Source organism: Nostoc sp. ChiQUE01b, assembly GCF_034531255.1.
Classification (GTDB): domain Bacteria; phylum Cyanobacteriota; class Cyanobacteriia; order Cyanobacteriales; family Nostocaceae; genus Nostoc.
On the sequence record NZ_JAVRBM010000008.1, the window covers coordinates 58,955 to 84,099 of the forward strand.

At 42.9% G+C, this 25,145-nt stretch carries 28 protein-coding genes and 1 pseudogene; 10 read left to right on the plus strand and 19 right to left on the minus strand.

What is annotated here, in order from left to right; genetic code table 11:
* On the plus strand, window positions 1-258 hold a 258-nt coding region (locus tag RMY63_RS07840; protein WP_322728167.1), incomplete at its 5' end, for a hypothetical protein.
* Here the strand turns inward: RMY63_RS07840 and RMY63_RS07845 are convergent.
* Both RMY63_RS07845 and RMY63_RS07850 read right to left on the minus strand, forming a co-directional pair.
* Window positions 251-577 (minus strand): DUF3140 domain-containing protein, encoded by a 327-nt coding sequence (locus RMY63_RS07845; protein ID WP_322728168.1) that lies wholly within the window; start codon window positions 575-577, stop codon window positions 251-253. The two genes, RMY63_RS07840 and RMY63_RS07845, sit on opposite strands and share 8 nt — an antisense overlap.
* Window positions 578-586: 9 nt before the next feature.
* Window positions 587-802, minus strand: a complete 216-nt coding sequence (locus RMY63_RS07850; RefSeq protein ID WP_322728169.1) for a DUF2945 domain-containing protein — start codon at window positions 800-802, stop codon at window positions 587-589.
* A 245-nt stretch (window positions 803-1,047) separates the two neighbouring features.
* On the opposite strand from RMY63_RS07850, the gene RMY63_RS07855 reads away from it, so the two are divergent.
* Window positions 1,048-1,731 (plus strand): ATP-dependent Zn protease, encoded by a 684-nt coding sequence (locus tag RMY63_RS07855; RefSeq protein ID WP_322728170.1) that lies wholly within the window; start codon window positions 1,048-1,050, stop codon window positions 1,729-1,731.
* A 260-nt stretch (window positions 1,732-1,991) separates the two neighbouring features.
* On the opposite strand, the gene RMY63_RS07860 is transcribed toward RMY63_RS07855, so the two are convergent.
* Window positions 1,992-3,284, minus strand: a complete 1,293-nt coding sequence (locus tag RMY63_RS07860; RefSeq protein WP_322728171.1) for a glycoside hydrolase family 10 protein — start codon at window positions 3,282-3,284, stop codon at window positions 1,992-1,994.
* A gap of 316 nt (window positions 3,285-3,600) precedes the next feature.
* Here RMY63_RS07860 and bchI point away from each other — a divergent pair, with 316 nt between their 5' ends.
* Entirely contained in the window at window positions 3,601-4,725 is a 1,125-nt protein-coding gene (bchI, locus tag RMY63_RS07865) for a magnesium chelatase ATPase subunit I (protein WP_322728172.1), read from the plus strand.
* Between the two features lie 227 nt (window positions 4,726-4,952).
* Window positions 4,953-5,249, plus strand: a complete 297-nt coding sequence (locus RMY63_RS07870) for a hypothetical protein (protein ID WP_322728173.1) — start codon at window positions 4,953-4,955, stop codon at window positions 5,247-5,249.
* A gap of 198 nt (window positions 5,250-5,447) precedes the next feature.
* Here the strand turns inward: RMY63_RS07870 and RMY63_RS07875 are convergent, their stop codons facing one another.
* Window positions 5,448-6,536 carry a DNA polymerase beta superfamily protein gene (locus tag RMY63_RS07875; RefSeq protein WP_322728174.1) on the minus strand — a complete coding sequence of 363 codons (1,089 nt, stop codon included), beginning with the start codon at window positions 6,534-6,536 and terminating at the stop codon, window positions 5,448-5,450.
* Window positions 6,537-6,589: 53 nt separating this feature from the next.
* Between RMY63_RS07875 and RMY63_RS07880 the strand changes: the two genes are divergently transcribed.
* Window positions 6,590-6,739 carry a hypothetical protein gene (locus tag RMY63_RS07880; protein ID WP_322728175.1) on the plus strand — a complete coding sequence of 50 codons (150 nt, stop codon included), beginning with the start codon at window positions 6,590-6,592 and terminating at the stop codon, window positions 6,737-6,739.
* Window positions 6,740-6,885: 146 nt separating this feature from the next.
* Here RMY63_RS07880 and RMY63_RS07885 read toward each other — a convergent pair whose 3' ends face one another.
* On the minus strand, window positions 6,886-7,119 hold the full coding sequence (locus RMY63_RS07885) for a Nif11-like leader peptide family natural product precursor (RefSeq protein WP_322728176.1): 234 nt from the start codon (window positions 7,117-7,119) through the stop codon (window positions 6,886-6,888).
* Window positions 7,120-7,525: 406 nt separating this feature from the next.
* Window positions 7,526-8,781, minus strand: a pseudogene (locus RMY63_RS07890) (RNA-guided endonuclease InsQ/TnpB family protein).
* A 325-nt stretch (window positions 8,782-9,106) separates the two neighbouring features.
* Between RMY63_RS07890 and rplU the strand changes: the two are divergent.
* Both rplU and rpmA read left to right on the plus strand, forming a co-directional pair.
* Window positions 9,107-9,514, plus strand: a complete 408-nt coding sequence (gene rplU / locus RMY63_RS07895; RefSeq protein ID WP_322728177.1) for a 50S ribosomal protein L21 — start codon at window positions 9,107-9,109, stop codon at window positions 9,512-9,514.
* A gap of 29 nt (window positions 9,515-9,543) precedes the next feature.
* Entirely contained in the window at window positions 9,544-9,825 is a 282-nt protein-coding gene (gene rpmA / locus RMY63_RS07900; protein ID WP_322728178.1) for a 50S ribosomal protein L27, read from the plus strand.
* Between the two features lie 165 nt (window positions 9,826-9,990).
* Here rpmA and RMY63_RS07905 read toward each other — a convergent pair whose 3' ends face one another.
* From RMY63_RS07905 to zwf, 3 genes are all read right to left on the minus strand, one after another.
* Window positions 9,991-10,317, minus strand: coding sequence for a beta/gamma crystallin-related protein (locus RMY63_RS07905; RefSeq protein ID WP_322728179.1), 327 nt, complete (start codon window positions 10,315-10,317; stop codon window positions 9,991-9,993).
* A 660-nt stretch (window positions 10,318-10,977) separates the two neighbouring features.
* Complete coding sequence (locus RMY63_RS07910; RefSeq protein ID WP_322728180.1) at window positions 10,978-11,379, minus strand: fasciclin domain-containing protein; 402 nt, start codon at window positions 11,377-11,379, stop codon at window positions 10,978-10,980.
* Between the two features lie 66 nt (window positions 11,380-11,445).
* Complete coding sequence (zwf, locus tag RMY63_RS07915) at window positions 11,446-12,984, minus strand: glucose-6-phosphate dehydrogenase (protein WP_322728181.1); 1,539 nt, start codon at window positions 12,982-12,984, stop codon at window positions 11,446-11,448.
* Between zwf and RMY63_RS07920 the strand changes: the two genes are divergently transcribed.
* Both RMY63_RS07920 and RMY63_RS07925 read left to right on the plus strand, forming a co-directional pair.
* Window positions 12,983-13,210 carry a hypothetical protein gene (locus RMY63_RS07920; RefSeq protein WP_322728182.1) on the plus strand — a complete coding sequence of 76 codons (228 nt, stop codon included), beginning with the start codon at window positions 12,983-12,985 and terminating at the stop codon, window positions 13,208-13,210. The two genes, zwf and RMY63_RS07920, sit on opposite strands and share 2 nt — an antisense overlap.
* A gap of 151 nt (window positions 13,211-13,361) precedes the next feature.
* The gene (locus tag RMY63_RS07925; protein WP_322728183.1) at window positions 13,362-14,078 is read left to right on the plus strand and encodes a molybdopterin-dependent oxidoreductase; all 717 of its coding nucleotides are present in this window, start codon (window positions 13,362-13,364) and stop codon (window positions 14,076-14,078) included.
* Window positions 14,079-14,091: 13 nt separating this feature from the next.
* Here the strand turns inward: RMY63_RS07925 and RMY63_RS07930 are convergent, their stop codons facing one another.
* The 7 genes from RMY63_RS07930 to RMY63_RS07960 form a co-directional block, all read right to left on the minus strand.
* Window positions 14,092-14,922 carry a Uma2 family endonuclease gene (locus tag RMY63_RS07930; RefSeq protein ID WP_322728270.1) on the minus strand — a complete coding sequence of 277 codons (831 nt, stop codon included), beginning with the start codon at window positions 14,920-14,922 and terminating at the stop codon, window positions 14,092-14,094.
* Between the two features lie 62 nt (window positions 14,923-14,984).
* Window positions 14,985-15,881 (minus strand): GNAT family N-acetyltransferase, encoded by an 897-nt coding sequence (locus RMY63_RS07935; protein WP_322728184.1) that lies wholly within the window; start codon window positions 15,879-15,881, stop codon window positions 14,985-14,987.
* A gap of 170 nt (window positions 15,882-16,051) precedes the next feature.
* Entirely contained in the window at window positions 16,052-16,915 is an 864-nt protein-coding gene (locus RMY63_RS07940; RefSeq protein ID WP_322728185.1) for a GNAT family N-acetyltransferase, read from the minus strand.
* A gap of 1,256 nt (window positions 16,916-18,171) precedes the next feature.
* Window positions 18,172-19,047 (minus strand): FHA domain-containing protein, encoded by an 876-nt coding sequence (locus tag RMY63_RS07945; protein ID WP_322728186.1) that lies wholly within the window; start codon window positions 19,045-19,047, stop codon window positions 18,172-18,174.
* Between the two features lie 291 nt (window positions 19,048-19,338).
* Window positions 19,339-20,061 (minus strand): 6-phosphogluconolactonase, encoded by a 723-nt coding sequence (gene pgl, locus RMY63_RS07950; protein ID WP_322728187.1) that lies wholly within the window; start codon window positions 20,059-20,061, stop codon window positions 19,339-19,341.
* Between the two features lie 272 nt (window positions 20,062-20,333).
* Window positions 20,334-21,077, minus strand: a complete 744-nt coding sequence (gene rph / locus RMY63_RS07955; RefSeq protein WP_322728188.1) for a ribonuclease PH — start codon at window positions 21,075-21,077, stop codon at window positions 20,334-20,336.
* A gap of 158 nt (window positions 21,078-21,235) precedes the next feature.
* Window positions 21,236-21,859, minus strand: a complete 624-nt coding sequence (locus RMY63_RS07960) for a nucleoside monophosphate kinase (protein ID WP_322728189.1) — start codon at window positions 21,857-21,859, stop codon at window positions 21,236-21,238.
* Window positions 21,860-22,308: 449 nt separating this feature from the next.
* Here RMY63_RS07960 and RMY63_RS07965 point away from each other — a divergent pair, with 449 nt between their 5' ends.
* On the plus strand, window positions 22,309-22,845 hold the full coding sequence (locus RMY63_RS07965; RefSeq protein ID WP_322728190.1) for a P-loop NTPase family protein: 537 nt from the start codon (window positions 22,309-22,311) through the stop codon (window positions 22,843-22,845).
* Window positions 22,846-22,897: 52 nt separating this feature from the next.
* Here the strand turns inward: RMY63_RS07965 and RMY63_RS07970 are convergent, their stop codons facing one another.
* The 3 genes from RMY63_RS07970 to RMY63_RS07980 all read right to left on the minus strand — a co-directional run bounded on the left by RMY63_RS07970 (window position 22,898) and on the right by RMY63_RS07980 (window position 24,905).
* On the minus strand, window positions 22,898-23,470 hold the full coding sequence (locus tag RMY63_RS07970) for a dCMP deaminase family protein (RefSeq protein ID WP_322728191.1): 573 nt from the start codon (window positions 23,468-23,470) through the stop codon (window positions 22,898-22,900).
* An 18-nt stretch (window positions 23,471-23,488) separates the two neighbouring features.
* The gene (locus RMY63_RS07975; RefSeq protein WP_322728192.1) at window positions 23,489-23,947 is read right to left on the minus strand and encodes a nucleoside 2-deoxyribosyltransferase; all 459 of its coding nucleotides are present in this window, start codon (window positions 23,945-23,947) and stop codon (window positions 23,489-23,491) included.
* 121 nt (window positions 23,948-24,068) lie between these two features.
* Window positions 24,069-24,905: a hypothetical protein gene (locus tag RMY63_RS07980; RefSeq protein WP_322728193.1), complete on the minus strand. Its 837-nt coding sequence runs from the start codon at window positions 24,903-24,905 to the stop codon at window positions 24,069-24,071.
* Between the last annotated feature and the right edge of the window lie 240 nt (window positions 24,906-25,145).

Consider the following 25,145-nt stretch of genomic DNA (forward strand, 5'->3'; position numbering starts at 1 on the left):
GCCAATGCATCCCTCTGCAATGTCAATGCATCCCTCTGCAATGTCAATGCATCCCTCTGCAATGCCAATGTATCCCAATACAATCTTAATGCATCTCGATACAATGCCAATGCATCCCTCTGCAATGTCAATGCATCCCTCTGCAATGTCAATGCATCCCCCTACATTAAAAATGCTATGCTTTTACGCAAAACTGTACTTAGGGCGATCGCGGGAATTTGCCCACCTAAATGGCGGGGTATAAGATACTTTACTTGAGTGGATCGTGTCCCCAATTCTTCAAAGAATAGCACCAGCGTGTGTGTTCCAAATCACCCGATGGCTTCTGTGCAAGATGACGGTGGACGTAACTAATAACTTTCTTCATGTGCGAAAGATCGTCGTTAGTATAATCATCTTTTCTCTGCAATAGCTGGATGATACGCCGTCCAGATTTATGACCGATTGACTCATCGTCGCCATCCTTTTGCCCGACAGTTTGTGACTCATCCGTATCTAGCCAAGACTCTAGTTCCTTGGGTGTCATATTGACAACTTGATGAAACTCGTCAATCACCGTTTTAACATCTTTACTCATGACTAAGCTTTACTCCTCTACTCTCTTAAGAGCATCAGGTTTGTGAGCAGCTTGTTTTCCTGTCTGATCGCTTTCAACTAAGTACTCAGGGTTATCTTCACTTGCAGCAATATGGTGTTCTTTAATATCTGTAGGTGAAGTGAGCTTCTTTACTACTTTGCCAGTTGTCTTGCCTTGTGAAGTGTTCCATTCAACCCGATCGCCTTTTTTGAATTGTTCAGTCACATTCATCTCCTAATTTGATGTTTTATACCTGCTAAAGTCACATTATGTCTGCGACTGGAAAAGCAGCCATCATTCTAGTGATAGAGAAAACATCCGTTATTAAGCCAGTAATTTAATTAGTGTAAGATAAAAAAATTAGGCGATCGCTCCAACTAGCTTGATACAAAAGCTGTGCTGCATCTACGCCCGTCGTAGACATTGCCCCATAATGTAGAAAGATTAAGCAGATTTTCAGAAAACTCTCAATGAGCCAAACTAGTCTAAATTTAGTTGCAATATCTATCTTTCTCATGACCCTATCGGTACTGGTGGGGCCATTCTTCAACTTATCACCGGCAGTACCAGCACTGGCTACCTTCACCATCTTAGGCATAGCGACATTAGATAGTTTCAGCTTGCAAGGCAAAGGTGGTACTATCTTTTTGGATTGGATTGCTGGTTTTTCAAAAGAACACCGCGATCGCATCGTCCACCACGAAGCAGGGCATTTTTTGGTTGCTTACCTGTTGGGTATTCCCGTTACTGGCTACACACTCAGCGCTTGGGAAGCCTGGAAACAGGGGCAACCTGGACAAGGCGGCGTTAGCTTTGATGATGGTGAATTAGCATCTCAACTAGAAGTAGGTAAACTCAGCGCCCAAATGCTAGACCGCTACTGCACTGTTTGGATGGCGGGTATTGCTGCTGAAACCCTAGTTTTTAATAATGCTGAGGGTGGAACTGATGATAAAAGCAAGCTGATAGGAGTCTTGACAATTTTAGGCTTTTCTGAATCAGTTTATCAGCAAAAACTGCGTTTCCATACCCTCCAGGCAAAAACTCTATTGCAAGAAAATTGGTCTAGTTATGAGACTTTAGTTAGTGCCATGCGACAACGCACTTCGGTCGAAGATTGCCATGCTGAGTTAAGAGTAGGGAGCGGGGGATAAGGGAGATGAGGGAGATAGGGGAGCAGGGGAGCAGTTGTAGTAAGTCTTTCCCCTCTGCCCCTCTGCCCCTTTGCACCTCTGCCTCTTGTACCCAATGCCCAATGCCCCAAGCGACGAGGCGACTATCCCTCTCCACACCACTTGCGGGATGGAGTTTACCGTCGCTTTGAATGAAGAGTTTGTAGTAAGCACTTTAGTGCTAAAAAATAAGGACTAAAGTGCTTACTACGAACTCATTAATGTCATCTTAAACAGAAAAGTTATTCAACTCTGGCGCGCAGTGCAGGAGATGGAAAAAGATTTTCAAATCCAGCTTGTCGCTCAGTTAAAGATTCTAGAGCATCGTTCCAAAGACTTTCATAATAAAAGAAAATTACGCCTAGACCCCGTTCTTGGGCAGCCCGCACCTGAGACTTAATTTGCTGCATGGGAACTGGGTTATTTCGTAACCCTGTCATAATGCCAACTCCAGTTGGAATTCTTTGTTGCGCTTCTTGAATTTCTGCGCGGGAAATATTTGCCACAAAACTTTTCAGTTCGGGACGATAAATTTGCACAATTAACTCGTCCACAATATTTTGTCGCATCCAACCTAGCCAATCTTGCAAGTGAAACTTGTAAGCCAAATCATAGTAATTAGGAGAAACAGAGAAAATCGCCTGGGGTTTTCTCTGTTTTACAGCTTGGTTAAGTTTTACCATGAACGCCGTAATTTTATCTGCGCGCCACTTTACCCATGCCGCATCTTGGGGATTATTTGGGGGAGGATTCTTGGTTTCTTTGGTGTACAAAGCAACTGTATATTGATCGTAGCCAAACTCGTGAGGCAAACTCATGTGATCGTCAAACTGAATGCCATCGGCATCATATTGGGTAACAGTTTCCAACACAAGATTAGTGATGAACTGTTGCACTTGCGGAAAGAACGGATTGAGCCACATCACTTCACCAGCCGCACTGATCGAAGTTTGGCTGCCATCCCGCTTTTGTGTGAACCAATCCGGGTAATTCATTGCTAGTTCTGACGTTGGGGGAGCCATAAAGCCAAACTCAAACCAGGGAATCACTAGCAATCGTTGGCGATGGGCTTGGTTAATCAGGTCTGCCAGAATATCATGTCCATCTGAACCTTTGTAGACAAAAGGCTGAATACCTGCGCGTTGTGCTAAGGCACTAGGATACATCACATAGCCAGAATTCCACACCACAGGATAGATTGTGTTGAAGTTCATCCGCCGCAGTTGACTTACTGCATCCTGTACTTTGTCTCGATTCTTGAGGGTGTCAAAATCATTAGTGGTCATCCAAACCCCGCGAATTTCCTGACGGGGTAACTGTGCGAAGGCGCTGAAGCGTCCACCTTCAGTGATCGCAGGGGTGAAACTGTCCACCAACAATACAGTAACAAACGATATTAAAATAAGAATCGGAAAAAGAGACTTGAGTAGTCGCCGCCAACTTTGAACAATAAATGATGATTTCATGAATTTGAATGATGCATTAGCTACCCACACAAGCCACTGCTCACTTTTACGATTGAATCTACTAACCATATAGTTTACAAGTATTTATGCTTAGTACAAAATTGATGAGTTAGTAGTTGTTCGTTCCTTGCTTATGGAACTTTTGCACCAAAAAAACTAAAGTAGACAAATTAAGATAGTTGACGCAGCTAATAAGCATTTGTGCCCAATAGATATTTGGTATGGGGAATGGGGCATTGGGCATTGGGCATGGGGCATGGGGGACAAGGTAAAATTTTCTTTCCCTGCCTCCCCTGCCCCCTGCCCCCGATCTTCACATTCCCCGACACCCTACCTGTGTCACAATAAAGAACTGTAATAAGAAAAATATTGTTAAGGTAATTTAGTGAGTCCAACTGCTCAATCCACGACAAGTGCACGTCGCGTAGTATTTCCTTTTACGGCAATTGTGGGCCAGGAAGAAATGAAACTGGCGCTGCTATTGAACGTGATTGACCCCAAAATTGGGGGTGTAATGATTATGGGCGATCGCGGCACCGGGAAATCCACAACTATCCGGGCGCTGGCGGATCTGCTACCAGAAATTTCTGTGGTTGCTAATGACCCCTTCAGTAGCGATCCTAGCGACCCCGACTTGATGAGCGATGAAGTCCGCCAACTTTTAGAACAAGGAGCGGAAATTCCCATAACTCACAAAAAAGTCCAAATGGTAGACCTGCCGCTAGGAGCTACAGAAGACCGAGTTTGTGGCACAATCGACATCGAGAAAGCTTTATCTGAAGGTGTCAAAGCTTTTGAACCGGGACTACTAGCAAAGGCTAATCGCGGCATTCTCTATGTGGATGAAGTCAACTTACTAGATGACCACCTTGTAGACGTGTTACTCGACTCCGCTGCCAGTGGATGGAACACTGTAGAACGAGAAGGTATTTCTATCCGTCATCCAGCCCGTTTCGTGCTTGTGGGTTCTGGGAACCCCGAAGAAGGCGAACTACGCCCCCAATTACTCGATCGCTTTGGGATGCACGCAGAAATTCACACAGTCAAAGAACCAGCTTTGCGGGTGCAAATAGTGGAACAACGGGCGGATTTTGACCAAAATCCGCCAGTATTTCTCGAAAAATACAAACCCCAGCAAGAAGCATTGCAAGAGCAAATTGTCAATGCTCAACAGCTTTTGCCAGAAGTGAAAATTGACTACGATTTGCGGGTGAAAATTTCTGAAGTCTGTTCAGAATTGGATGTGGATGGTTTGCGGGGTGACATTGTTAGTAACCGCGCCGCCAAAGCCTTAACAGCTTATGAAGGACGCACTGAAGTTACAGTTGATGATATCCACCGCGTAATTACGCTATGCCTGCGTCACAGACTGCGGAAAGACCCTTTAGAATCGATTGATTCTGGCTATAAAGTCGCCAAAGTTTTTAGCCGTGTTTTTGGCGTCGAACTACCAGAAAGTGATACTGCACAAAAAAACGGCACAGGTCAAAAGTTAGGAGTGAGGGGTTAAAAGTTAGGAGTTAGGAGTGAGGAGTTAGAAGTTAAGAGTGAGGAGTTTTGAATGGAAAGCTGCTTCGTAACTCATAACTTTAATTCTTCACTCACCACCGACTATATAATTCACAACTCCTAACTCCTAACTCATAACTCATAATTTCTAACTCATAATTTCTAACTCCTAACTCATAACTCATAACTCATAATTTCTAACTCCTAACTTTTAACTCAACACTAACTATGAGAATTTGGTCTTTTTGGTTCAACAGCTTTGTTCTATCTAGCCAATACAACCCGCCCAGGTTTGTAGAATTATTGATGCTCTTATTAGCGATCGCGATGTTGGCAATAGCCAGTATTTTACCCGACATACCCTATTTAATCTTAGGCTTGAGCTTAGTAGTTGGGGCATCTATTTCCATCTTAGTGCGGGAAGCGATCGCCCCCTCACCCCAGAGACGAATTACCCAACTAACAGCATCCCTATTACTCATCATCAGCCTTTATGGCTTTGCTGATTTAATGCACACTCTTTAATGGGGAGTGGGGAGTGGGGAATAGGGAATAGGGAAGAAACTTAATTAACAATGTCCCATGTCCAATGCCCTTCAGGAGTGCTGAGTGCTAAGTGCTGTTAGCGGTAGCGGGGCGTTTAGCCCGTGCTGAGTGGGAAATCTCACTTCTTTACTCGGAACTCGAAACTCGGAACTGTTTTGCCCAATCCCCAATGCCCAATTACCAATTCTGCATTTCCACCAATTCCATACACAATTCATTAATTTGCTCCAAATCAGGTTTATGAGGTAGGGCAGATTGTTCGCAAACAATCTCCATTTCGGCGACCAAATCTTCTGCCATTTTCATCACCTGTTCATAAGAATACTCACCCTTTAAAATAGCTTTTAAATCTTCAACATCACCAGCTGTTCTCCTATCTACAATCACTTCACCTCGCCGCAATATTTCTACTCCACTGCGTAACAATCTAATGCAGTGCATTCCATGTTTCAGGTCAAAACCCGACTTTCTTTCCATTTCTGCTCTAGCCGGATTTCTATTTTCCTGCCAAGATAAGTAAGCCTTCCATTCTCTTAAAGCTATTTGATAGCTTTGGCTTTTCTGAAGCAGACGGATAAAATCTTTACGGCTATTGGTTAACTTTTGAGTATATTCCAAAGTTTCATCAGGTAAAGTGTATTGTTTTAATACCCCTTTAAAATCAATATCTGCTGTCAGCAATTGATATAATTGTTCCGCTTCTTCCAAAAATTCAATCCGCCCTCTGATTAAGTTATAGAGATATTCCAGAAAAGCATTTAGCTCATCTTTGCTCAAAGGTGCTTCGTCTTCTATAGCGAAGTCAGATGGTATTGGTTTTTTTTGCGGTGGCTTTAACAACCACTTACGATGAGTTTCCATCTTTTTGATTTGGGCAAAGGCATAACCAGTATAAGTATGTTTTACCTTCTTGCTCAAAAATAACTGTTTACGATCGATTAAATGCTGTCCGACTGCGCTTAAAAAAGGATAGTTATTCAACCAAAGCAATTCTAAAACATTGGGATTCGCGCCCGCTAATAACTGGAGGATTTTTCTTAATTCATATATAACTGTGTCTTTGTTACCATCAACGAATGGAAATATTCCTGGTTCATCCCAACCACTATCTTTTTGTTCTATCCGATCAAATCCCAAATAGTACTTTTTGGGTGCAATAAATACTCCCCGATAATCAAAGTCAGAATCAGGACGATTTAAACCATAACCGTGGCTACCTGCCAAACCAATTAAAATAGTTCTTTGCTCAACTTCTATTCTTTTCATATCACCTGATTAAAATATAGTCATCCTAACTCATGAGTTAAGCAGGTGGCGAGATGGAGAGTAGAGAACAATACGGTTCAGTTAAGGAAATTTATCCGTTGAGGCAGGCAGGGGGAGCAGGGGATGCAGGGGAAGCAGGGGGAGAAAAAAAAGCTTATCTGAACCGTATTGGAGTAGAGAAAGGAATCATCTGCGAACCATAAAATCCCCAACTTCTCTAAGAAATCAGGGATCTGAGCCTCGGTTTAACAGAAATGCCCCTAAAGGGGATGATGCAACGCTATCCCCTTCAGGAGCAAAAATTGTCAATTCAGTTGTTCCTATACTTTCGAGTTCCTATGAACAGGAATTATCTAGGATAAATGTGGCGTCTATTTCCCCATCCTGGATTGACAATGGCAGCTAAATCTTCCTCAGATAATTTGCTGATTTCGCTGTCTAGTTCTTTGCCGTTGAAATCATAGCCACGCTCTTGAGCAATTTTGATGAAGGCTTCTGGATCGGCTGTTGCTTTGAGTCTTTGCTGTAATGCTTGATCTTGTTTTATAGCTTGAAAAAGTCGGGCAGCATTTTCCTGTGTCATGACAATCAATCTCCTGTTTGAAATATCAGGTTTGAATGTGATAGTTTAACTTTTGAGGATTCACTAACTTTTGTAAAGAATTTCTAGATGAGACACCTTATATTTGATATTAAAACAAAGAACAAAAATGTGTTGATTTTGATAAAAAAATATAACTTTTCAGCTAATACTAACTAATGTTAATTTTTGGTCGATTCAGCCCTAAGATAGTAGCAATTTTTATCTAAAAAGTATTTGTTCTGACTTATTGTAAATACAATTTACATTCGTGCGAGTGGGCGATGTCTACAACGAGCTACGTCTATACTCATGGCGACAGTTGGCTAATCCCTCGCCAGTCTTGGAAAATGAGCAAAAGAACAGATTGACATCCTCCCCGCACTAAAAGTGACGGGGATTCCAAAGATTACTCCTTGGGCTTCCTCTTTCCACGACTCGGCTTACTTGGAGGAGTTTCCCCACCCAAGCAGAGGTCGATATCTCCAGAGGCGTACCGGACACATGCTACAAGTCGGCAGAGCGCAAGAGCGCAGTGTCCTTAGTTCCGACGTGACCCGCCGTACTTAATCCTTTTTCTAATATGTTCCGTGCCGCGTTCCAATCCCTATCTTGGGTATGTCCACAATGAGGACAAGAATGGGTTCTAGTACTAAGAGATTTCTTCACAACTTGCCCACAATTAGAGCAATTTTGCGAAGTCAAGTGGGGAGGCACTGCAACAGTTACCACGCCAAATACTTTGCCAAAGTACTCAACCCATTCACGAAACAAAGACCACGATGCGTCACTAATCGACTTAGCCAAGCGATGATTCTTGACCATATTCCGCACCCGCAAATCCTCATACGCCACAAGGTCATTAGACCTCACCACGCACCTTGCTGTTTTCACGGCAAAGTCTTTACGCTGGCGACTTACTTTGAGATGCTTACGCGCAAGTTTATTTCTAAACTTGCCTCTATTGTTGGAACCTTTTTTAGTTTTCGACATTCGGCGTTGCAGTCGTCTCAAAGACTTCTCACTTTTACGGAGATGTCTAGGATTGGCGATTGTTTCCCCATTACTATCGGTCAAAAAGTGGTTCAATCCCACATCAATACCAATAGTTTTACCCGTTGGCTCTCGTCTTTCTACTCGCTCTTGGTCGATGCAAAACTGACAATAGTAGCCATCAGCACGACGCACAACCCGTACTCTCTTAAACTGCTTGAGTTGGTAGAAATGCAAGTCACGGGTTCCCCAGAGTTTAAAGGTTCCTGCTTTAAAGCCATCACTAAAACTAATGTAGCGACGGTCAGCAGAAAATTTCCACCCACTGGTTTTATACTCGACAGAACCATGCGTCTGACTGCGCTTGAAACGGGGATAACCCTTCTTTCCAGGTTTGTTTTTCTTGCAGTTGTCAAAGAATCTGGCAATTGCACTCCATGCTCTTTCGGCACAAGCCTGTCGAGCCATAGAGTTAAGCTTGTCCACCCAAGGGAAGTTTTTATCGGCAGCAAGTACAGCACAATAAGCACTTAACTCATACCTGCCAATATTTCGGTTATCCATCCAGTATCTAAGACAAGCGTTGCGAACAAAACGAGCGGTTCTAATCGCCTCAGAAAGCGATTGATACTGCTCGTTTGTTCCTTCAAGTTTTGCCTCAAATACCAGCATTTTTACGTCAGGTACACTAACGTAATTATATCATGTCACAACCGAATAAATTCGGTCATCCGCTTATATCCCCCTTTTAGAAAAAGGGGGCTTTACGCATCACGTCCCGTAATTAGCTGATTTTTCATTTTCAGGCTGACCAGACAGCAATGCCAAACCCAAAAATCCTCTTAGAGCTTGACTCGACGCTTGTTAATAAAATACTATGTTAGATTGTCTGTCTAATTCCTGCTCGGATCAGGTAGACATATTACAAAGGCTGGCAAAAGCATCTCTATAGGAGGTAAAAACCAGCTACCTGTACGGCAACCTCAAGGACAATTCCATGACCTACGCAATTATTGAAACTGGCGGCAAACAAATACGAGTAGAGCCAGGGCGGTTTTACGACATTGAACTGCTTGCGATCGCACCCGATGAAAAAGTTACAATAGATTCCGTATTACTCGTGCAGCACGATGGCGAAGTCACCATTGGACAACCATTAGTAACAGGTGCGACTGTAGAAGGGACTGTACTGCGACATTACAGAGGTCGTAAAGTTCTGGTATACAAAATGAAGCCGAAAAAGAAAACCCGCAAAAAGCGGGGGCATCGTCAGGAAATTACCAGACTCATGATTGACTCCATCACTCTTAACGGTGCAGTATTTGCTGCCCAAGGAGAAGCGGAGAAGGAAACTCCCGTTGTAGATGACACTGCTGCTGAAGAAGTTGAAACCGCTGCTGAATAATAAAAGAAGTAGATACACAAGAGGAAATCATGGCTCATAAGAAAGGAACAGGTAGTACACGTAACGGTCGTGATTCTAATGCCCAACGTCTGGGTGTCAAGCGTTATGGCGGCCAAGTTGTACGTGCAGGAAACATTCTCGTGCGTCAGCGTGGTACTAAATTCCACCCTGGTAACAATGTCGGTATTGGTAGTGATGACACTTTGTTTGCCTTAATCGACGGTGTTGTGACGTTTGAGAGAAAGGGCAAAACTCGTAAAAAAGTTAGTGTTTATTCACCCGTAGCCGTTGCTGAAGCAGTAGCAAGTTAAAGTGTTAGGGTGGGTAACAGTGCCCACCCTTCCGAAACGCTACTTTGCCTTTTTTGCAGCTTCTCTAGCATTAGGGCGATGACACCGAGCGTGAATTACCACTATCGATGGCTGCGGGTTTTGCATTACAGAGTACTGCTTCAATTTTTCCTACAACCAAGCACTCTAAGATGCGATTAATTTCAAGGATGAGATTGTGTCATTAGTTATCCCAAAGTTTTCGACCCAAGGATAGTAGCCTGGTCCTAAATCTTTGTAAGAACCTCTGTAATTTGCATCTGCATAGAAACGCCACGTTCCTCCTGTAATAATAATTGAGGAAGTTTCATCGTTAAAATCATCCCCGACGTATGGACGGCTTCGGGTTGCACTGAATGTCTTACCACCATAATTGATGTTTTCACGAAGTAATACTTTCGCTCCACCCTTAATGGTACTAGCTTCTTCAAAGGAAAGCTCTACAAAAAGGGGATTTGTGTCAAAAGTTTTCATGTTTTACTCCTTTGGTTAAGGAAATGGTTGTTACTACAGTTGTAGATAGTTGTAATGAACTGTCGACAACTGCTTATACTCTTCAAAAAAATGAGAGATTTTCCGAAACTTAACAAAAGTTAATTGAGGATACCGTTGGCGAAATATTACTGAATAAAAAAGTTTTCTTTACTACTTGCTATTATGGGCAAAACGGAAGGAACATATGAGAATTTATAGAAAAGTTCAGCTATCTGAGCATTCCTTCCACAATCTAGTGTTTCGGTAGTAAGTTGAAGCCTTTTGTGTCGTCTGAACGTTTGACGAGCTCAAGCTCGATCTATCAGTTGCTTTCGAGCGATCGCTACTAGAAAAATGCCAGCATTGTTTTGCAATATATAATACCTTACAGCACTTTTCTTTTACATGAGGTACAAAGTTACGGGTTTTGAGACAGGAGGCAGATCGCGCAGCGTGTCGTAGACAAGGCAGGAGGTAGAAACTTTTTATATTTAATGCGTGAGTCCTATGTTTTGTACCTCATTTACTTGCAAACTGCTGTATTTTCTTAAATCCCACATTCCGCAGATATTAAATCCGCTTTAATATCTGCGGAATGTGGGTTAAATGCTCATCCGATCTGAATGACAAAATTCAATGAAAGCAAGTATCTGAACAAAGTTATTCAGGGAATAATACATTATCAATAATATGAATAACACCATTGTCAGCTTCTACATCCGCAGTCACAATGTAAGCATCATTCACCTTAACATTATTCTCAGTATTAACTTTGATATCTTTTCCCTCGGTTGTTGTTAGCTTTTGCGACTGAACTAAATTAGTTGCATTAATCTTGCCAGAAACCACATGGTACTCTAAAACCTTTCTTAACTTAATCACATCCTCTAGGAGTTCTTCTACCGCTCCTGATGGCAGCTTGGAAAAGGCTTCGTCTGTTGGGGCAAAGACAGTAAATGGCCCATCTCCCTTAAGTGCAGTATCAAGACCAGCGGTAGTAATAGCTGTTACTAAGGTGTTGAAAGAACCTGCATTAATTGCAGTATCTATAATATCTGGCATCTGATGTCACCTCAATTGTGCGAAAACTTGATGTTAAGAGATTTAGCACATAAGTGTATGTTTAGACTATAAGTCAATCCTCTGCCACTGCCGACCATCGCGCACCAACAAATCATCTGCTGCCAATGGCCCCCATGAGCCTGCTGCATAGTTGGGAAAGTTTTCAGGTGAGGTGGTTGCCCAAGCCTCCAAAATGGGGGTGACAACGCTCCAGCCTAGCTCTACGTTGTCCGATCGCTGAAACAAAGTTGCATCACCAATCATGCAGTCGTACAGCAAAGTTTCATAGCCAGTACTCTGGATCTTGCCAAAGTAGTCAGTGTAGCAAAACTCCATTTCCACCGCATCCATTGCCATCGCGGGGCCAGGCACCTTTGCACCAAATTGGAGGTGAATTCCTTCTTGTGGTTGAATGCGGATGGTCAAGAAATTAGGCGTAAGACGCTCAATTGAGGTTTGGCGAAATAATAGTGAAGGTACTTGCTTAAATTGAATTGCAATTTCAGTCACGCGTTTAGCTAAACGCTTGCCCGTTCGGAGATAAAACGGCACTCCTGCCCAGCGCCAGTTATCGATGTTTAGCTTTAAGGCAGCATAAGTTTCAGTGTTAGAGTCTGACGCAACTCGTGGCTCTGATCGATAAGCAGGCACTTGGGTATCCTTCACCGTTGCTGCACCATATTGTCCCCGTACAGTATGAGTTTGCACAGTTTCAGCAGTGAGCGGAATGATGGATTTCAATAGTTTTGACTTTTCATCACGCACCTCATCGGCTGAAAACGAGACGGGCGGTTCCATCGCCGTCATTGCCAGCAGTTGAAACAGATGGTTTTGCACCATGTCCCGCACTGCGCCTGTACCTTCATAAAAGTTGCCTCTGCCTTCGACTCCAACCGTTTCGGCTACGGTAATCTGTACGTGATCGATATGTTCGCGATTCCAAATTGGTTCAAACAAGCCATTACCAAACCGAAACACCAGAATATTTTGTACAGTCTCTTTGCCCAGGTAGTGATCGATGCGATAAATCTGTTTTTCCTGAAGGACAGCACCAATGGATTTATTCAGGGTACGAGCCGAGTCCAAATCGTGCCCAAACGGTTTCTCGATGATAACTCGCCGCCAGCGATCGCTTTCTTCGCGCACTAATCCGGCTGCACCAAGCTGCGTAATGATGTCGCAAAAGAAGTTAGAGGCAGTTGCCAGGTAGAACAAATAGTTTCCCTGAGTGCCACAGTCTCGATCGATTTGAGTGAGTAAGTCTTGCAACTGATGGTAAGTGTCAGGCTCCTGAAACTCACCAGCAAGATAGTACAGTCGCTGCTCAAGCGGTTGCCAGAGCTTCTCGTCTACGGGAACCGTTGCGAACTCATGAATGTCTTCGGCGAGTTTGCTACGAAAATCGTCCTGACTCATTGAAGTGTGTGCGACTCCAACGATCGCAAATTCCGGCGGCAGCAAATTACTTTGTTTGAGGTTGTAGAGGGCGGGAAGCAGCAGACGCTTGGTTAAATCTCCTGCTGCTCCAAAGATAATAATCGCACAGGGTTCTACCGGACGGATTGAGGCTTCAACAGGAACCTGGGGCGTGGTGGCAGCGGTCATGATCAAATCTCCGCATTTTCTTCAAGATGTCCACCAAACTATAGCGTATTGCAGACAGCAGTTTATCTGGAAACATCGTGGTGACTTAAAAGTATTGCAAGTCAGCCAGAACCCCAAGCACAAGAATTATGTATGGCATCGTCTAGTTTACACTGCTATCATTCCCATCCCACTGCTGGCAATATTGAGTGGTCTGGCGATGTACAAACCTGACCAACTCCATTAGCTTTCCGGGCTGTTTGGTAATTAGCAAACTCTACGCACTGTTCACTTTATCACTGTTCCTACTGTCATACTGTTTACAATTGCTCATTCCTTACTTGCCCTGAAGCTAAGAAGCATCCGTTTAGTGAAATCTATGTTTTTGTAGAGGTAATATGAGTCTGATTCTTCCCAAACGCACCTTATCCCGTCGCCGATTACTGCAACTATCTGGACTTTCAGGGGTAGGCTTTCTTCTTAGTGGCTGTGGAACAAATTTGTTCTCAGATAATCTGCGGCAAATATCTGAGCCAATAAACCAAAGTCTTGAAGCACTCCTGCTAACTCAAAAACCTATACCTGAATTTCCTATCAGTGCCATAGAAGCAGATAAATTGCTGGTTAATACCTTTGACTTCACCCCACAAATTGATCCGGCGCAATTTCGCTTAATAATTGATGGTGAGGTCAATAATGCGATGCAATTGAGCATGGCAGATATTCAAAAACTTCCCTTGACTTCAATGGTAATTCGCCATGTCTGTGTTGAAGGCTGGGCTGCGATCGTTCAATGGGGAGGCGTGCGATTACGAGACTTAGTAGCGCTGGTACAGCCTAAGTCAAACGTTCGCTATGTCTACTTCAAATCTGCTGATGGCTACTATGAAAGCTGGGATCTTGCTTCTGCTATACATCCCCAAACTCTCATGGCTTATCAAAAGAATGGACAACCTTTATCAGTTGATAATGGTGCGCCGATGCGCCTAGCATCCCCAATTAAACTGGGCTACAAGCAAAGCAAGTGGGTAACTCAAATTACATTCGTCAGCAATTTGTTACCTACTAAAGGCTATTGGGAGGATCAAGGCTATGAGTGGTTTGCAGGGCTATAAAGAAGGCAAAAAGCTAATCTATATCGGGTTCAATGCCTAGCGATCGCAATTGTGCAATCAACCGTTCAGCTCGTTGTCTTTCTTGTTCAGCCCGTTGACTTTCGTGTTCAGCTCGTTGACTTTCGTGTTCAGCTCGTTGTCTTTCGTGTTCAGCCCGTTGACTTTCGTGTTCAGCCCGTTGGCTTTCTTGTTCTGTAGAAGTCAATACCCAGCAGCCTGTCCAATCATACCACCGTAACCACGGCTGTTCTACATCTTGATAGCGTCCTCGCCAAACACCCAAGCCTAATTCTAGTTCTGGTATCCAGAAGCGTGACTCTGACTGTGCTATCTCAGCATAACGACCACCGTCTAACTTAAACACCCTTAATTCATATTTGTACCGATCAAATACTACATAATAAGGAATACGTAGAATCTGCTCATACACTTCCCATTTTCCTGGTGGTTGCTTGATATCTCGCAATGTCTGCCCTAAGTCTTCCTTTTCAGTACCTGGAGACAGCAATTCAACCACAATAAAAGGATGGACACCTTCTTGCCAAACGACATAACTTAAGCGTAAATCCCGTTGTTCATAGAGACGGGAAACACCTAAAACGGCAAACCAATCTGGTCGCTTATACCACAGTGGATAGCGCGGATCATAATAAAGATTCAGATCGCTAGCAACAAATATCTGATCGCTAGGATAATTCTCTGGACGAAAGGTTTCGTCTAACAGACGAGGTTGCAATAAATGAAATTGATCGGGCAAACCAGGCTCCTCTGGGTCTTCACTGGGAAGATCGTACATGGTCGGCAATACATCTTTTGGCGATCGCGGCGGATCGGTTTGATACATCATAAAGCAGTCCTGATGATGAAACTTTCAGTTCTATTATGATTCAATTGTTTTTGACTAACTCAACACCTTGCAGAACGAGGCAGCATAAATTTCTCACCCTCAGCTGCAAATTTACCACGAACCATCAGCACAGTTTCATCAAAAGTATGGGTGAATGTTTGCACATCTTTGACATCCAAAAGTTCTGGACTAAAGTAAATCACCACTTCTGCAATTAGTTGAGGTATCTTACTAAGAATATTCTTCAAAGGGCATATCTGCGTTGTAACTAAATCAAAAAGATGAAGTCGGGTATCTTCTATCTCCATACAAGCAATTAAATCTAAATCTTCTGCATAGTATAAGGGACGACTTCCTTCATTGACACAGAACACAGGTTTTTCTTTAACTACGCCAACTATATTAGAGACAGGGGCGCGTGTTTCCAAAAGTCTGTGTAATAATGTGTAATCTTTGGTATCTGTAAAATCTAGTATTCTGAAACTATCAGTGCTACCTGTAGAGTTATACTTAACTTTAAAGATGTGTTCTTCGATAACACGAAAGCCAAAAGGTAAGTAAAACTCTGGTTGTGGTGTCGTCAATACTAGTGTTTCATAAATGCGATGTCTACGACGGGCTACGCCAACGCAATACCCTAGCACTTCCTCCATCACTTCACGGTAATATCCTCTCCGGCGAAATTCTGCACGGGTAGCTACTCCATGAATTCCTCCAACAGTGAGCTTTTGTCCCATAATTTGCATGGGAATTTCTAACACTCCTACATGGGTAATAGCTATATGATTATGAAAGCGGATAAACGGAGTTGAAGCTGTTTCCCAAGATGCACCGAGTTTTCTTGCACATTCTGCCAAACTGCTGATTCCGGGAAATGTGACTTCCATCAAGTCAAAAAGCTGATCGCTTAAACTGGGATCATCAGAGAATGACTGTTTGAAACGATACTGGTTCATAGTTCAAGTATTACTAAGCTGTTACGGATTTAATTTGTATATTTAATCGTGTTCGCGCAGCGTCTCCTTCAGGAGAGAGTTGTCATTGGTCATTGGTCATTGGTCATTTGTATTTCACTCGTACAGATGACCAATTGACTTAAGACGGTCTGAATGCAAAAATGTACAATCTATTCTTCAAATAAAACTAAGCCATATTTCTCACCAGTAGGCAAAAAGCCAATTCCTCGATAAACTGCTTGGGCTGCTTGGTTATTATCACCTGTAAACAGGATGGCACGTTTTACTCCTTGCGATCGCGCATCTAACAAGGAGCCTGCTACCACACTTTTGGCGTAGCCTTTACCTCGCAGCGCTGGCGGTGTCCACACTCCACCAATTTGCACAATATCAGATAGGCTAGCATTGAAAGCAGAGTAGGAAACTGGGGTATCCCCTGCTACCAAAACCCAATGCATAGCCGTAGCTTGACGTGCCTCAATTATGCGATCGCAAGTAAGTCTTAAACTGGGAGTATCTGTTTTTCCTAAAGCTTCCAGATTATAAGCAGTACACCACTCGCCCAGTAACTCTAACTCCTCTGGATGTGGTAAACGACACTGGACCTTTGCTGATGCTAAAGCTTGAGGTATTTGCAAGTCTCGCAGTGTTAGAGAAAACAATATCTCCGGCTCATCAAGTTCAGTTGGTCGCTTGCTAAGTCCCAAAATGCTTTTTGTCGCTTCAACTTGTGCTACTGGCCCACTAATTCCAGAAATAGCACGTCCAGATTGTGCCACAACTGCTTGCACCACCTCTGTCAAATAGACAGGGGCTTGGACTACAAGCATCCCATTCCAAAAGTGGGCTGCAACTGCCACCATAATTTCATTTATGTAAGCCGCTATATAAGTTCCTTGAAATCTTGCACCTTGGTCAAGTAGTCCCGCAGCTCGCCAATTAGAGCGCAAAAACATAGAAGTATCAGTGTGTTGCAAGAGAAATGTTTCCAGCGATACTTCATCTCCAGGTTGCAGCATTCTCAAAGTAGGCACAAAAAACTCCTGAGTGTCGAATTCAGTTTACTGAATAGGCTGTTTCGATGTTTTATACAAATATATCTCTGTTTGTCATGGGAAAATATAGCAAATTAGTTGCGTAGGCGTAGCCCGTCGTAGACATCGCATCTCGAAAATTTTAGTTAATTTCACTTAGATTATATTTTATTCTAGGTATTAAATAGATTTATAAGTTAGTTCCAACAATTGCTGCAATGATTTAAGCCTTTCTTATACATGAAGTAATCTTAGCTGCAAATATATAAGCCTTTGCAGCAACGACTTATATATTTGCAAGAAAAACTTAAGCCTTTCTTATACATGAAAGAACATTTGTTGCAAAGTATTAAGCCTTTGCAGCAACGACTTATACATTTGCAGGAAAAACTTAAGCCTTTCTTATAGATGAAGTAATCTTAGCTGCAAAGGTTTAAATTTTTACAGTTTCAAGCGTAGGAGTGAATCAAAAATCAGAACACCAAAGAGTCTATTATCGTCAATTAAAGGGTTTCCTCGTTCCCATACAGAGTATGGGAATGCATTCATCCTCGTTCCCATACAGAGTATGGGAATGCATTCATTGAGTCTCTGACTCAACGTCTGACTGGAGGCAGTAGCTCCTAATCAGCCATTCCCAGTCGGAGCATGGGAACGAGAGAACAATGGTCAATCAAGCTTGTTTCGACTTGTGTGTACACCGTAGCCTTTTTAAGGGGAGCCAGCGCGGTCTTCTCCCTTTGGGAGAGGCTAGCGCCTTTCCTTCCCTACGGGACGCTACGCGAACGGAACGCTACGCGAACGCGGAGCGTCTTGTAGAGAAGGGGTCTCCCCAAGTGGAGCGACTGGCGTGGGCTAGGGGGGATCTAGGTTTCAGGCTTCAGTGCGTAAGTCCTACTAATGGTAATTGAAAGGGACACAGTTAGGCTGTGTCCCTAAATAAAGCTACTTCAAGATGCTAGGACTGGCGATAGCAGGCAAACTCCATTGAACAACATAGTTATCCGTCGCTTGTCTGATGCAGTTGATTTGTTTCTCCTCCAAAATATAGCGATTCTCAATTGCATGGAATACAGACCTAACCCCCAGCCCCTTCCCTAAAGCGCGTTGGGGAGTAAGATTCAAAGCCTCTCTTCTTTTAGGAGAGAGGTTTGGAGAGAGGTCAAAACTGTACTGCACCCAAGCGAGAACTGCTATAGATGCCGGAGGATGGGCAGAAGATACTTAGACTGATGTTACAATTGATCGAGAATCAGTTAAGCAAGTTGAAAGAGGAATGTCATCAAGTCTCCTTTACCCAAGCTGATGCGATCGCCTGGTCGCAAGCGATGACGGTTGCCTGGTAAAAGTGGCAAATTATTAATGTAAGTGCCATTAGAACTTCCCACATCCTCTACATAATGAGCATCTCCCTCGACGCGAATATCTGCATGAATCCGCGAGACAATTTCGGAATTGGGAAATCCTGAAACATCTATATCTGGAGGAATCCGGTCATTGGGCTTGCCGATATGAATCACAGAAAAATTTTGCGGTAATTCAATTAAGCGATCGCTTTGAACGTGGATTAACCGTGCTGTAATCTGCTGCAATTGCGTTCTGGCAGCAGTTGCAGTTGGTGCTGCTGGCTCTTTTACTTCGGCTTGGGGGGCTGGTGCTGGTTCCACAGGTGGTGGAGTCGGAATACTACTTTGTCCAGAGACTACGGGTTGAGCTACAACGGTTGGCACTGGCTCTGGAGGGCTGCTTTTTGCAACAGGTATCTGTGGCGCTGGTTCTGGGGGAACTGCCACCTCTGTTGGTGGTAAAGATGATTCGGGAGGACGGGAGTTAGTAGAACCGCTTATTCCCAAGGCATCTGGTTGTAATAGTTCTAACAGTGGATCGGGTGGAACTAACGCTGGTACTTCCACGGGAATATCGGGAGTTACTGTTGTCGCTACTGGGGTATGAACGTGTGGAACACCTGCGGAGTGAAGGTTATAGCCACACTGACCACAGAATGCAGCATCTGCCTGCACAGTTGCCCCACAACTGGGACAATTAGTAGTCGCAGGTAATGGTGTATAACAAGCTTCACATTGGACAGCGCCATCAGGGTTGGGATGATTGCAATTAGGGCAGACGATCATCGATATTTAGCCTTTGTTCAAGATCATCATAAATATAGGTAGGACTGGCAAGCAGAGGGCGGCCCTAGATTTAGATTCTAGCAATTACTGCTAATGGAATGATGAATTGGACACTTTAGGGGGCAGGGGGAGATGAGGGAGATGAGGGAGCAGGGGGAGCAGAGGAGCAGGGGAAGCAGGGGAAGCAGGAGAGAATAATAATTCCTGACAAATGACAAATGCCCAATGCCCAATGCCCAATGCCCAATGCCCAATGCCCAATGCCCAATGCCCAATGCTCAATCCCCAAGTTTACTGTTGAAGTTCCAAACCTGCTGCCGCATCCAGCAGCCACCAAAGTTCTCCTTGGGGCTGAATTAAGCGGGATGGATAAGTAAAGTCATCAGCTACAGGTGCAAAGACTTGCGCTAAAGCTGGTCGTTTATTAGCACCAGCAACCAGAAAAATCACGCTACGAGCAGAGTTGATGAAGGGATATGTGAAACTTATCCTGGGGTTTCCGTCTTTGTTACCTACAGTCACGAGGCGATCGCGTACTTTAAGAGCCTCTGTGTGGGGAAACAAAGATGCGGTGTGTGCATCATCACCCATTCCTAGTAATACTACATCTAAGGGGGGAAACTCAACCCCAGAAGAATTGAAAAATTCTTTGAGATGTTGTTCATATTTGGCAGCAGCCAGTTCTGGATTGGCTTCTAAAGTTGGTACGGGGTGAATGTTAGCTGCTGGGATATTAACGCGATCTAGCCACGCACGACGCGTCATCAGTTCATTGCTATCGGGGTGATCTGGTGGTACGTAACGCTCATCCCCCCAGAATATATGAATTTTATCCCAAGGCAGTTTTTGAGTAGCAATCGCTTCGTATAACGGTTTAGGTGTACTGCCACCAGACAAGGCGATGCTAAACCGCCCCCGCTGCTCAATGGCAGTTTCTAACTTGGACAGGATTAATTCTAGCGCTCGTGCAACCAGCGCCGGCTGATCCGGTAGAACTTCAACAGTTTTGTTCATAGCTACATCATCATATTGCTGGCTTCTGGCAATACAATACCGAATTTATTACAATCTCCCTTTTTAACTTTTGAAACATTTAACATCGTGGATTAAGTAGACTGGAAAAACGTAGACCCTCTTTATCACCTTTAACGATAAGTTGTCAGTAGTGAGTCGTACTAACTACTAACCGCTCTCATGATTATTTTTATTTACATCCAGTTACTTGATACTTTGTTGATCAGGCCACAAAGGATACATTTATTAATTATTATTAAAAATTAATAAAACTAATTAATCACAAACAACGCCTCCCAGTTTGCGATCGCTTCACGTTGGGCAATTAACAATTCCTGAATTCCTTTTTGGGCGACATCTAGCAGTTGATCTAACTGAGTGCGGCTAAAGCTGCCTTCTTCGGCTGTTCCTTGGACTTCAATGATTCCCAGGTGTTGATTCATCACCACATTAAAATCTACTGTTGCAGCCACATCTTCAGTATAATTTAAATCTAAAAATGGCTCTCCCTCCAGTAATCCTACGGAAACTGCTGCTACCTGTCCACACAAAGGCGATCGCTCCAATACGCCCTCTTGCAACAATTTAGAAATTGCATGAGCCAACGCCACAAACGAGCCTGTAATGGCTGTTGTCCGAGTTCCAGCATCTGCTTGCAATACATCGGCATCCACAGTCAGCGTGCGTTCTCCCAGTGCCTCAAAATCCACTGCGGCGCGTAAGCTACGTCCAATTAGACGTTGAATTTCTTGCGTCCGTCCAGATAATTTCAATAGTTCCCTTTCTTGGCGTTTTTGAGTAGCAGATGGTAACATTCGGTACTCAGCAGTTAGCCAGCCTTTACCAGTTCCTTCGAGAAACTTTGGAACCCCCTTATTAACACTAACAGTACAAAGTACTTGAGTATCACCGCATCTTGCGAGAACAGAACCGGGGGCAAAGCGGGTGAAACTGGGGTGAAAGCTAATCGGACGTAGTTCGTAGGGAATCCGACCGTCAGGACGCTGCCAAGCCATTGGAGTTGCCTCAAGTTTTACAATACTGCCTTAAGATTACCTTAGTGTTATTGGGCATTGGGCATTGGGCATTGGGCATTGGGCATTGGCAAGAATTTTTCCTAACTTCTAACTCCTAACCTCCCACTCAGCACTCAGCACTCAGCACTCAGCACTTTTCAAGGAACTGAAAGCAAAGTCAAAATATTTTGCTGTACCATCTCTGGTGATTGGTCGCCGTTGATGGTCAACAAGCAGCGACGACGGTCGTAATACTCTAGGATGGGAATGGTGCGATCGTAGAATAATTCTACACGGCGCTGTACGATTTCTGGTTGGTCATCTGGTAGCGATCGCCCCAAGGATCGACTAACCATTACTGCTTCCGGGACTTGGAGATAAATTGCCCAATCTAGCTTTTGCCCTAAATCATCCAATAAAAAATCTAATTCTTCCGCTTGGAAGGCAGTACGGGGATAGCCTTCTAACACCCAATCGCAGTTAATATCTGGTTGTCTCAGACGTATTCGCATCAATTCAACGATCATTTCGTCTGGAACTAACTCCCCTTTTTGCATGTAGGGCCGTGCGTGGTAGCCTAGTTCACTCAAGCTAGCGTAAACCGAAAGAGAAGTCCGAGGATCGGCTTCCAAGCATCGACATTCCGGCAGGGGCTGATTGCCAGATATTGCTGACCGTAAAATCTCACCTGTGGAAATCAGAGGAATATCAAAGTATCTGCAAAGCCTTTGTGCTTGAGTGCTTTTCCCCGATCCTGAACCTCCCAGAATCACCAATCTCACAACAATTTACTCCTCATCCTGTCAAATTCACTACTAGCTAAGTCTGTTTTGCCCAAACAACCGATAAATCTAACATTTAGCGATTTTTAGGCGTTGTGCCTAACTTTTTTAAATAATTGGAACTGTAACTTTTATGTTTTCATTTTTACAATTGATTTCAGATAAAAGACGAAAATTTACAGCGGTTAACGTTTTATAAACTACATCTAGAGACGTTACATGCAACGTCTCTACAGGCTTTCGGGTTTTGTCTATGTACTTCATTTACCTGAAATCTGCTGTAAATCAAACAGGACTCTTGACTTCAATACAAACCTAGTGTTTGACTAAGAATGCAATTTGCCAAATCCACCACACTTGTGAAAAGCAGATTGATTATACAGGCAAATTTGTCAGTTTTATTGTCAGTAATAACCCTTTACTTATTGTACTTTTTTGAACTTAACTTTATGGTTGGTCAGCTAGAAACTCAAAGTATCAATTCAACCTTAACCCTACCATATCCAGTTGAAGGACTAGTGCAAGTTTTCACTAGTTCCCATCGCAACTTTTTTACGAGCGTGATGGCTCAATCACTGAGAATAGCTGGACAAGGAACGCCAGTATTAATAGTGCAGTTTCTCAAAGGAGGTATTCGTCAAGGACAAGATCGACCTATACAATTAGGACAAAATTTAGATTGGATTCGCTGTGATTTGCCTCGTTGTATTGATACACCACATTTAGATGATACGGAAAATCAAGCCTTACAAAAGCTGTGGCAGTATACACAACAAGTTGTGTGTGAGAGTAAGTATTCTCTTGTGGTGTTAGATGAGTTAAGTTTAGCGGTTAACTTTGGTTTAATTCCTGAAACGGAAGTTTTAGCGTTTTTGGCAAAACGCCCTCCCCACGTCGATATCATTCTCACGGGGCCAGAAATGCCGAAATCTCTCTTAGATGTGGCAGATCAAATTACAGAAATCCGTCGGAGTTATCGACCTTAAACAATTTCAGGATTTGAGATTTTGGATGTAATAATCTTCAATCAGAGATGTGTTAAAGTTCGTGAACACACCTGACTGTTCTAGCTACAGATGTCGGATTGAGGAGAAATTGAGCAGCTTGGTGTGCCGTTACTTGAGATAACTGAATCTGTTTAAGGGTAACTAGACCTTCATTCACAAAGGAATCTCTTACCAAAGCTTTCTCGCCGCTATTGAAAGAAGTTTCATAAAACACTTCCTTAATTCCTGCGGAGATAATTAATTTTAAACAAGACAGACAAGGTTCTAGAGTAACGTAAATACTTGCACCATCTGTAGAAGTCCCATGCTTTGCTGCTTGTGCGATCGCATTTGCTTCCGCGTGTACAGCCCTTGATGGTAAAGTTTTACTAGCATCACAGCTACTTAATCCTGGGTAACAGTAGCCCTGAGCCGTACAATGGGCTGAACCCGATGGTGAGCCATTGTAACCTGTTGCCACCACCTGCTTGTTTTTCACAATCACAGCACCCACTGGAAAGGCTAAACACGTTGAGCGAGTTGCTGCAAGTTTAGCCAACATAAGGAAGTATTCATCCCATGTTGGTCTTTGATGGCGTTCGTCGATTGGAAAAATATCTTGCATAATTTATCAAACTTTATTCTACTGCCTTGCTGACAACGGAAGCTGTGGATGCTCTGGGTTCCACTTCGCCAAAATATTTTTAAGCTGATTCAAAGCATCTTCATGATCGTGAAACTGTATTTCAGCAATCACAGTGGGAATACCGCGTGGAAATCTTGATATTTTTTTACCTGTTTGGTATAGAAAAATAATAGGAATGTTGTTTGTCTCTGCGAAAGCTAACTCCATTCCAACACCAAAGGATAGTGAGCCAAGGTAAGCAATAACTAAGTGTGAATTGCTTACCTGATACTTATCTTGCTCGAAAACTTCACGAGGACTAATATCGGGATTATTTACGGGATCAGTTTGTTTATGTGGAACATAGGCTTGAAGACCAATTTCTTCGCAAAGGAAACCAATTTTTTCATAAAGCGCTTTAGTTTCTGTTGGATTTTCTACATTAGTTAAAGCACCAGATACATATATTTTGTACATTTTTACTAATTAGTTGCATTAGAACTTATATGTTTCTCAGTTATTAATCACCGAAAGTTAATTTTCTCACAAAAAAATGAGATTTTAATATAAATATCTTTAGCACGAAAAACAAGAGACACTATTTGGTTGAGCTTGGAGTTACTGTTGTATTTGTTGGGATTTGATTAGGAGTAGGAGCCTGATGGGAAGAATTGAAATAAGTAAGTCCACTAAATAATGCTGATAATCCCCCGATTAATATGGCTCCTATTATACTTACTCTATTCCACCTAGTATCTTCACTTGAACCGAAAAAACCTATTAATGTGTCTTTAAAACCTTTTCTAAGTTTTTTATACTCATCTGATTCGAGCATCAGTTTTTTTAGTATTTCTGTATCACGCTTCATCCAAGTATTTTGTTTTTGATTAAAGTAGTCAGTTATTTCTTGACTATTAGGTCGTCCACGAAGTACATCAAGTCTTGCATCACTTGAACGATGGGTAATATTTGAAGGCTTGGAACTTAATTTCTCAATAGCCAAATGGGCAATTGGGTTTTCAACATCTTTCACGTAAATTCGGACTGCTTTATCTGAAACATTATGAAGTGCTATACAAAGAACACCTGTCCAATCAGGATTTACTCTTGTACCAATGTGTCCTAAACCTTCTGAGACTTGCTTCACTACAGAATAAAGTGGCCCTCGAAATTGATTACTTAGATAGACTGCTTCATCAGTCCATACTAAAGCAGTCTCTCCTTTGGGTATCTCGAAAAACTTCTGTTCTTCTCCTGGCCTGTCTTTTTTTTGTTCCGTTTGAATTATCAAACGTTGTTCTTGTCCAATTGCATAAGCATACTCACTAGCAGTTAAACATAAATCACAAGCCTTAATACTTCCTGCTTTAAGAGGATGAAAAAGTATACCTTTACCAAGTTCCCTAATAATATCCTGATAACTCAAAACTGACATCCAAATACTCCCTAATTCCACAAACCACCAGAATTTTCGACAAAGGCATTCAATGTAGTTATAAAATCAAGTACATCCTGTCAGTCGCTAAATAGGACTCTCTGACTGTCTTGATGAAAATGCTACTTTGACAATACGTATTTTAAGTTATATTCTGGTGTGTTGCAAATTACTTGATATATTTAGCCTGATGATATCCACCCTAGCATTGCTGTTTATTTATATGAATTACAGATTTCT

What these genes read in the sequence shown, in the direction of transcription:
- RMY63_RS07965 (WP_322728190.1), top strand. Translation starts at nt 22,309, where the DNA reads ATGGTTGGTCAGCTAGAAACTCAAAGTATCAATTCAACCTTAACCCTA.
- rplU (WP_322728177.1), top strand. Translation starts at nt 9,107, where the DNA reads ATGACCTACGCAATTATTGAAACTGGCGGCAAACAAATACGAGTAGAG.
- RMY63_RS07925 (WP_322728183.1), top strand. Translation starts at nt 13,362, where the DNA reads ATGAGTCTGATTCTTCCCAAACGCACCTTATCCCGTCGCCGATTACTG.
- RMY63_RS07980 (WP_322728193.1), bottom strand. Translation starts at nt 24,905, where the DNA reads ATGTCAGTTTTGAGTTATCAGGATATTATTAGGGAACTTGGTAAAGGT.
- RMY63_RS07975 (WP_322728192.1), bottom strand. Translation starts at nt 23,947, where the DNA reads ATGTACAAAATATATGTATCTGGTGCTTTAACTAATGTAGAAAATCCA.
- RMY63_RS07945 (WP_322728186.1), bottom strand. Translation starts at nt 19,047, where the DNA reads ATGATCGTCTGCCCTAATTGCAATCATCCCAACCCTGATGGCGCTGTC.
- RMY63_RS07875 (WP_322728174.1), bottom strand. Translation starts at nt 6,536, where the DNA reads ATGAAAAGAATAGAAGTTGAGCAAAGAACTATTTTAATTGGTTTGGCA.
- RMY63_RS07885 (WP_322728176.1), bottom strand. Translation starts at nt 7,119, where the DNA reads ATGACACAGGAAAATGCTGCCCGACTTTTTCAAGCTATAAAACAAGAT.
- RMY63_RS07870 (WP_322728173.1), top strand. Translation starts at nt 4,953, where the DNA reads ATGAGAATTTGGTCTTTTTGGTTCAACAGCTTTGTTCTATCTAGCCAA.
- RMY63_RS07910 (WP_322728180.1), bottom strand. Translation starts at nt 11,379, where the DNA reads ATGCCAGATATTATAGATACTGCAATTAATGCAGGTTCTTTCAACACC.
- rpmA (WP_322728178.1), top strand. Translation starts at nt 9,544, where the DNA reads ATGGCTCATAAGAAAGGAACAGGTAGTACACGTAACGGTCGTGATTCT.
- RMY63_RS07855 (WP_322728170.1), top strand. Translation starts at nt 1,048, where the DNA reads ATGAGCCAAACTAGTCTAAATTTAGTTGCAATATCTATCTTTCTCATG.
- zwf (WP_322728181.1), bottom strand. Translation starts at nt 12,984, where the DNA reads ATGACCGCTGCCACCACGCCCCAGGTTCCTGTTGAAGCCTCAATCCGT.
- RMY63_RS07930 (WP_322728270.1), bottom strand. Translation starts at nt 14,922, where the DNA reads ATGTATCAAACCGATCCGCCGCGATCGCCAAAAGATGTATTGCCGACC.
- rph (WP_322728188.1), bottom strand. Translation starts at nt 21,077, where the DNA reads ATGGCTTGGCAGCGTCCTGACGGTCGGATTCCCTACGAACTACGTCCG.
- RMY63_RS07920 (WP_322728182.1), top strand. Translation starts at nt 12,983, where the DNA reads ATGATCAAATCTCCGCATTTTCTTCAAGATGTCCACCAAACTATAGCG.
- RMY63_RS07935 (WP_322728184.1), bottom strand. Translation starts at nt 15,881, where the DNA reads ATGAACCAGTATCGTTTCAAACAGTCATTCTCTGATGATCCCAGTTTA.
- pgl (WP_322728187.1), bottom strand. Translation starts at nt 20,061, where the DNA reads ATGAACAAAACTGTTGAAGTTCTACCGGATCAGCCGGCGCTGGTTGCA.
- RMY63_RS07970 (WP_322728191.1), bottom strand. Translation starts at nt 23,470, where the DNA reads ATGCAAGATATTTTTCCAATCGACGAACGCCATCAAAGACCAACATGG.
- RMY63_RS07880 (WP_322728175.1), top strand. Translation starts at nt 6,590, where the DNA reads ATGGAGAGTAGAGAACAATACGGTTCAGTTAAGGAAATTTATCCGTTG.
- RMY63_RS07845 (WP_322728168.1), bottom strand. Translation starts at nt 577, where the DNA reads ATGAGTAAAGATGTTAAAACGGTGATTGACGAGTTTCATCAAGTTGTC.
- RMY63_RS07905 (WP_322728179.1), bottom strand. Translation starts at nt 10,317, where the DNA reads ATGAAAACTTTTGACACAAATCCCCTTTTTGTAGAGCTTTCCTTTGAA.
- RMY63_RS07860 (WP_322728171.1), bottom strand. Translation starts at nt 3,284, where the DNA reads ATGGTTAGTAGATTCAATCGTAAAAGTGAGCAGTGGCTTGTGTGGGTA.